The 7,199-nt window shown below is 73.4% G+C and carries 5 protein-coding genes; 2 read left to right on the top strand and 3 right to left on the bottom strand.

The features are described from left to right. Both ABD211_RS15950 and icmA read right to left on the bottom strand, forming a co-directional pair. Positions 1-1,971 (bottom strand): FtsX-like permease family protein (locus tag ABD211_RS15950; protein WP_344131683.1); only part of this gene is annotated, 1,971 nt, incomplete at its 3' end. 155 nt (positions 1,972-2,126) lie between these two features. Then, entirely contained in the window at positions 2,127-3,800 is a 1,674-nt protein-coding gene (gene icmA / locus ABD211_RS15945) for a coenzyme B12-dependent isobutyryl-CoA mutase large subunit (protein WP_344131680.1), read from the bottom strand. A gap of 515 nt (positions 3,801-4,315) precedes the next feature. Between icmA and ABD211_RS15940 the strand changes: the two genes are divergently transcribed. After that, positions 4,316-5,380, top strand: a complete 1,065-nt coding sequence (locus tag ABD211_RS15940; protein ID WP_344131677.1) for a peptidylprolyl isomerase — start codon at positions 4,316-4,318, stop codon at positions 5,378-5,380. A gap of 81 nt (positions 5,381-5,461) precedes the next feature. Then, positions 5,462-6,595 carry a hypothetical protein gene (locus tag ABD211_RS15935; protein WP_344131674.1) on the top strand — a complete coding sequence of 378 codons (1,134 nt, stop codon included), beginning with the start codon at positions 5,462-5,464 and terminating at the stop codon, positions 6,593-6,595. On the opposite strand, the gene ABD211_RS15930 is transcribed toward ABD211_RS15935, so the two are convergent. Then, positions 6,586-7,194 (bottom strand): Asp23/Gls24 family envelope stress response protein, encoded by a 609-nt coding sequence (locus ABD211_RS15930; protein ID WP_344131671.1) that lies wholly within the window; start codon positions 7,192-7,194, stop codon positions 6,586-6,588. The two genes, ABD211_RS15935 and ABD211_RS15930, sit on opposite strands and share 10 nt — an antisense overlap. Positions 7,195-7,199: the final 5 nt, after the last annotated feature.

Raw genomic sequence — 7,199 nt, 5'->3', positions numbered from 1 at the left:
GCCCGGGCCGGCGCCACCGGCGGCACCGGCGGGTGTGCCGGGGGCCGGCGGGGCGGCAGGGGCGCCGTTCTCGGCGGTCAGCGTGAGGCGGCCGTTGGTCAGGGTGATCACGGGCGGGGCCGCGGGCTTGAGCGCGGCCGCCACGTCGGCGCGCGGCGGCGCGCCGTACTCGTCGCTCCAGAGGGCGACCCGCGCGAGCCGGTCACTGTCGACGGCGAGCACCCGCCCACCGACCACGGAGCCGGACCCCCGCGCCACCGCCATGGTGTACGAGCCGTCGGGGTCGGCCTCGTGGGTGGCGTTGAGCAGGTGGGTGGCGCTGTCGGCGGTCACCGTCAGGACCGTGTGGGCGCCGAGTTCCTGGGCGGCCCGGGACTGCCAGGCGGTGTGCGAGGAGAACCAGGTGAGGCCGGCGGTGGCGAGCACGCACACCGCGACGACGAGCATCGCGAGCACCCGGTGGGTGCCGGGGCGGCGGGCCAGGTGCAGCGCCGCGAGGGCGAAGGCCGGCCGGCCGGAACGCAGCGCGGAGCGGCCGGCGCGGGCCGAGGCGATCGGCAGGAGCCGGGCGACGATCAGGCCGATGGCCAGGGCCATCAGGCCGGGGGCGAGTAGCGGCAGCGCGGTGACCCGCTCGCCGCCGCTCTCGGACCAGCCCTGGTACACCCCGGCGAAGGCGAGGACCGCGACGAGCAGGTCGATGACGTCGGCGCGCCAGCCCGTGCGCCGCGCGGGCACCCGCCGCAGCAGGCCGGTGACGGAGGAGCCGAGCGCGCGCGACTCGGCGATGACGGCCGAGGCCAACGCGCCGAACGCGGCGACGCCGGCCGCCGCGAGCGACAGCCACAGCGACCGGCCGCCGACGCCGGGCAGGCCGGCGCCGCCGGCGAGGTCGGCGAGCACCCGGGCGGCGAGGTAGCCGCCGGCCCAGCCGACGACCGCGCCGATCAGCATGGGCCAGGCGCTCTGCTCGGCGGTCAGCGCCCAGAACCGCCAGGCCGCCGCGCCGCGCAGTTTGAGCAGGCCGATGTCGGGGCGGCGCTCCTCGGCGGTGTGCCGCACCGCGAGGAACAGCGCGAACCAGCACAGCAGCAGCAGTTGGGCGACGGCCACGCCGACGCCGACGCGCACCTGGCTCTGGTCGCGCGCGATGAGGTCGGCCAGGTCGTCCGCGCTGGTCACGGGGTTGTAGTTGGCGATCTTGAGGTCGTGCTCGGCGCGGGCCAGCTCGTCCTGCAGGTCGAACCCGTCGGTGCGGGTGAACAGATCCTCGGGCAGCCGGGCGTGGTAGGACACGTCGAGCCGGTCCGCGTTGCCGGCGAGCAGCGCGGGCTCGTCGACGAAGACGGCGTCGGCGAAGCTGCCCGGGCCGCGGGACCGGCTGCGGCTGCCCTGGTTGTCGAGCAGGTCGGTGTCCACCCAGTACGGGTCGAGCAGGACCGCGGGGCGGTAGACGCCCACGACGGTCACGGTCACGGGCTTCTTGAACCGGAACGACGTGAGCGTGAGCTTGCCGCCCTTGCCGACGCCGAGGCGGGCGGCCACGGTCTCCGAGACGATCGCCTGGTCGGCGCCCCGCGGGCAGGCCCCGTCGATGACGAGGTGCTCGCAGACCTGCTCGCGGTGGGCGATCGGCGCCGCGGCCTGCTCCTTGCCGAACGTCGCGGTGCCGTCGATGCGGTCGGCGATCGTGACGGTCGCGCCGGGCAGGGCGAGCATCCCGGTGATCTGGTCGCGGGTGGCCGTCAGCGGGGAGTTGTTCGGGTCGTTGACGCGCAGCGCGCCGTTGACGAGGTAGATGCGCTCGCGCGGGGTGGCCGCGGCGACGTCCGCGACCGCGACGGACTTGACGGCCGACTCCAGGTACCACGGTGCGGCGGCCGCACCCGCGACGGCGAGGACGGTGAGGACGAGCAACCAGACGGCCTGTGCGCGACGGGCCAGGAGGGCGCTCCACACCAAGCCGAACATCGCCACCCCGTTGCCTCGTCGTCATCCGGGTGGCGACCCTTACCGGATTGTCCGGCGGCGTCGATCCCGGAATGCGCCGCACGAACCGGCGCAGCGGGCGCCAGCTTAGGCGATGAGCGTCAGAATCGGGTCCCCCGGTTTCACCACATGAAAGGTCAGAACCGTGCGGGCTCCCGGTAGCTGCCCCAGACATTGCGTAACGCGTCGCAGATCTCACCGAGGGTAGCCTCGGCGCGCACCGCGTCGAGCATCGGCGGGAGGAGGTTCGCGTCCGTCCGCGACGCCTCGACCATCCGGGCCAGCGCCCCCTCAACCGCCGCCGCGTCCCGGCCGGCCCGGCGCTCGCCCAGCACCCGGCGCTGCTCCCGCTCCACCTCGTGCGACACCCGCAGGATCTCCAGGTCGGTGGTCACCGTCCCGGTGTGGCAGTTGACCCCGACGATGCGCTTCGCGCCCTTCTCCAGCGCCTGCTGGTAGGTGAACGCCGAGTCGGCGATCGCGGCCGTGAACCAGCCGTCCTCGATGCCGCGCAGGACGCCGGTGGTCATCGTGCCGTCGCCGCCGAGCGCCTCGATCCGCGCGAAGATCTCCTCGGCCGCCGCCTCGACCTTGTCGGTGAGCGCCTCGACGTACCAGGAGCCGCCGAGCGGGTCGGCCACGTTGGCCACGCCCGTCTCCTCCATCAGCACCTGCTGGGTACGCAGCGCGATCTCGGCGCTCGCGTCCGTCGGCAGGGCGAGGGTCTCGTCGAGGGCGTTGGTGTGCAACGAGTTCGTGCCGCCGAGGACGGCCGACAGCGCCTCGACCGCCGTGCGTACCACGTTGTTGTAGGGCTGCTGCGCGGTGAGCGAGACGCCCGCGGTCTGGGTGTGGAAGCGCAGCCACTGCGCGCGCGGGTCGGTGGCGCCGTAGCGGTCGCGCAGCCAGCGCGCCCAGATCCGGCGGGCCGCCCGGAACTTCGCGATCTCCTCGAAGAAGTCGACGTGGGCGTCGAAGAAGAACGACAGGCCCGGCGCGAACTCGTTCACGTCCAGGCCGCGCGACAGGCCCAGCTCCACGTAGGCGAAGCCGTCGGCCAGGGTGAACGCCAGCTCCTGCGCGGCCGTCGCGCCCGCCTCGCGGATGTGGTACCCCGACACGGACAGCGGCTTGTAGCGCGGGATGTTCGCCGCGCAGTACTCCATGAGGTCGCCGATGAGGCGCAGGTGCGGCTCCGGCGCGAAGATCCACTCCTTCTGCGCGATGTACTCCTTGAAGATGTCCGTCTGCAGCGTCCCGTCGAGCCGTCCGACGTCGGCACCCTGGCGCTCGGCCGCGACCAGGTACATGCAGAAGATCGGCACCGCCGGGCCGGAGATCGTCATCGACGTGGTGGTCTTCGCCAGGTCGATGCCGTCGAAGAGCACCTCCATGTCGGCGGCCGAGTCGACGGCCACGCCGCAGTGCCCGACCTCGCCGATCGCGTGCGGGTCGTCGGAGTCGCGCCCCATGAGCGTGGGCATGTCGAACGCGACGGACAGCCCGCCGCCGCCCGCGCCGAGGATCATCTTGTAGCGCTCGTTGGTCTGCCGCGCGTTGCCGAACCCGGCGAACTGCCGGATGGTCCACGACCGGCCCCGGTAGCCCGTCGGGTACAGACCGCGGGTGTACGGGAACTCGCCGGGCCAGCCGACGCGTTCGAACCCGGGCACCTCGACGCCCTCCGGCGGGCCGTAGACGGGCTCGACCTCCTCGCCGGAGAGCGTGGTGAAGTCGGCGTCCCGGATGGGCGCCGCGGCGTACCGGCCCGCCCAGCGCTGCCGGCCGGCCTCGATCTCCGCAGGGTCCATGACGTGCCTCCGCGCTCGATGGTGCTCCGATCCTATGCCGCCACCTTAACGATTGCTAAGGAACCTGCCCGCCTCGCGCGTCGGGGGCAACTTCTGCGCGCCGATACGGGCTCGCCGACCCACCCGCGGCGACCGCGCCACGAACGCCGGGACACCCTCCCGCCAAACGCGACCCCTTGGCGGACCACCGCGCGACCCGTCCCGCCAAACGCGACCCCTGGCGGGCGACCACGCACGTCCCTGCCCCAAAGCGCACAGTTGGCGAGGCCCGACGCCGCCCGCCCCGCCACAAGCGCACACTTGGCGAGGTCCGGAGCCGCCAGTTCCGCCAAGTGTGAGCTTCTGGCGAGGTGGAACGCGGTCGGGCCTGCCAGATGTGCGCTCTTGGCTAGACCGGCGCGCCGCCGCCCCACCAAAGGTGCACATCTGGCGGACCCGCCGCAGGCCCGGACCAAGATCGTGAAAGATTCGGCGGTTCGTGCATAGAGAAAGGTCCGGTTGTACTCTCGACGACCGTGACTGAGACCCCTCCGCCCGCAGCGCCCACGCCCGACGAGCCGGACAAGCCGACCGAGGCGGCCGAGGCCGCCGCGACGGACGAGCCCGAGGCCGACCGGCCCACCGACCCGGCCGACACGGACGACGCCACCCAACCCGACGCCACCAAGTCCGACGCCACCAAGCCCGACGCCGCGATTGATGACGACGAGATCGAAGCGGACGACGACACCTCGGATGCCGACGAGACCGACACGGACGAAGACGACGAGGACGAGGACTCCCCCGTTGTCGCCGAGCGGAGCAGTTCGGCCGCGCCGGCCATCGTCGGCGCCATCGTCGCGGTCGTCGTGCTCGCCCTGGGCATCTGGGGCCTGACCAGCCTGGGCTCCGCTGAGGACACCCCGGCGACGAACAACGCCGCGCCGCCCGCCGCCGCCACCAGCGCCCCCGCGGCCCAGGTGCCCAGCGGCCCCGTCGCCGCCCTCGACACCAGCGACCCGGCCACCCCTGCGGCCGCGTGCGCGTGGACGGACGCGCCCAGCGAGTACCACAAGAACATCGGCAAGCCGCCGAAGGGCGAGCCGCGCAAGGGCACCGGCACCATGGTCGTCGAGACGACGCTCGGCAACATCGAGATCGCGATGAACCTGGCGCGCACGCCGTGCACCGCGTGGAGCATGAAGTACCTGAGCGACAAGAAGTTCTACAACGAATCGACCTGCCACCGGCTCACCGGCCTGCAGGAGTCCATCGGCATCCTGCAGTGCGGCGATCCGACCGCCTCGGGCGGCGGCGGCCCCACCTACGAGTACGGCGACGAGAACCTCGACGCGCAGGCCGACCAGGTATACGAGCGCGGCGTGGTGGCGATGGCCAACCGCGGCCCGAACACCAACGGCAGCCAGTTCTTCATCAACTTCAAGGACGGGCAGCTCGCCAACGCGTACACACCGTTCGGCGTGGTCACCAAGGGCATGGACATCATCGACCACATCGCCGCCCGGGGTAACAACAACGTGCCGGACGGCCCCCCGGTGCAGGGCTTCAGCATCATCAAGGTCACGGTCAACCTGGGCTGATCCGCGCCGGGTGGGGCGGCGCGGCCGCCCCACCCGGCCCCGGGCTCGCGGGGATCGGCGCGTACCCGCACAATGTCTGCCGTGTCGATCGAGGAGCAGTTCGAGCGGCTCCGGTCCACCCCGCCCGACGCGCTGCGTGCCCTCGTGCTCGACGACCGGATGCACGATCTCGTCCGGGCGTGCGCGGTGTCGCTGCTGCCGCCCGAGGCGCTGGACGGCGTCATCCACGACATCATGACGACCGGCCGGTCGTACTCCCTGGTGGACGAGGCGGCCCTGCAGCGACCCACGGCCCTGACACCCCACCTGGCCTACCTGTGGGCCATGCGGGTGGACAACGACCTCGACATCGAGCCACGCTGGTGGCGCGGCGCCGACGCGACCGAGATCGACCGGCTCGCCGCCGCGCTCCGGACACCAGGACGCGGGTACGCGCACGAGCTGGCCGGCCGCTGCCTGGCCGAGTCGCGCCAGCCGGCGGCGTGGGCGGCGCTGGCGGACAGTGCCGAACCCGAGGTCGACGCGTGGCTCGCGGCCGCCGGCGCGCGGCGCGACGGCGACGGGGTGCGGTCGCTGGTCCCGCCGGCCTGCTACCACCTGCTCTTCGAGGCGCCCGCGCAGGCCCGGCCCCGGGCGCCCTGGCTGACCCGCTGGCACCCCACCTGGGCGGCCGGCGCCGATCCAGGCCTGCCGACGGTCACCCACGGCGGCCTCAGCGACGCGATCTGCCGGCTGTGTGCCGCCCCGATGCGCCGCCTGCTGCTGCTCGACCCGGTCCCGGCCGGTCTCGGCGTGACGAGTCGCGCCCGCGTCGACATCGCCTACTGCCGCGCGTGCACGGGCAGCGAACGCTCGGCGTACCGGCACGACGACGCGGGCCGGCCGACGCTGGTGAGCAACCCGACGGACGCGGTCGCGTTCCAGTCCAAAGAGGAACGCCCCGCGGTCACCGTGCGGCTCGCCGCGCTCGGGCCGCGCTGGGCCGTGCAGGACTGGGGCCTGGCCAACGACACCCAGAACCTGAACCGCCTCGGCGGCGAGCCGACGTGGATCGAACGGCCGGACTACGCGCCGTGCCCGACGTGCGGTCGGCTCACCACGGCGCTGGCCCAGCTCGACTGGGGCTGCCTGGAGGACACGGGCGGCCTGACGTACGTCGGGTGGTGCGACCCGTGCGCTACGTCAACGCTGACCCACCAGCACCCCTACCGGTAGTCGGCGGCCCGGGCCTCGTCGTCGCCGACCGGCCCACTGTCGGGCACGTGCACGTCGTCGACGACGATGTCGCAGGTGGTGACCTCGAGGCCGAGCAGGTTCTCGACCGCGCCGATCACCTTGGTGCGCACCGCGTCGGTCACGGAGTGCACAACGAACCCGTACTCGATGACGAGGGTGATGGTGACCGCGGCCTGGCGGCCGTCGAGGCGCACCTTCACGCCCTGGTCGGCGGACTCGCCGCCGTCCCTGCCGAGCCCGATGCGCTCCTTGACGGAGGCGAACAGGCGGGCCACGTCCCCACCAAGGTCGTAGACGCCGGGCACCTCGCGCGCCGCGATCGCGGCGATCTTCTCGACGACCTCGTTGGCGATCGTGGTGGTGCCCCGGTCGGCGGCCAGCTCGGCGTTGTTGCGCATGCGCTCGACCAGGTCGGACGCGATCCGGCCGGTGGCGGCGCTGACGCGCTCGGCCGTCTCGCCCACCCGCTCGGCGACGTGCGTGGCGGTCTCCCGGGCCCGGTCGGCGTACTCCGTGGCGGTCTGCTGGGCGCCGTCGACGACCTCGACGGGGGCGGGGGCGGTCTCGGTCTCGCTCATGGGGG

The sequence above is a fragment of the Luedemannella flava genome, assembly GCF_039528515.1.
GTDB lineage: Bacteria > Actinomycetota > Actinomycetes > Mycobacteriales > Micromonosporaceae > Luedemannella > Luedemannella flava.
This window is presented reverse-complemented; position numbering and strand designations above follow the sequence as displayed.

Bases quoted from the DNA above. Each gene is read 5' to 3' on its own strand.
- icmA (WP_344131680.1), bottom strand. From the start codon at position 3,800: ATGGACCCTGCGGAGATCGAGGCCGGCCGGCAGCGCTGGGCGGGCCGG.
- ABD211_RS15930 (WP_344131671.1), bottom strand. From the start codon at position 7,194: ATGAGCGAGACCGAGACCGCCCCCGCCCCCGTCGAGGTCGTCGACGGC.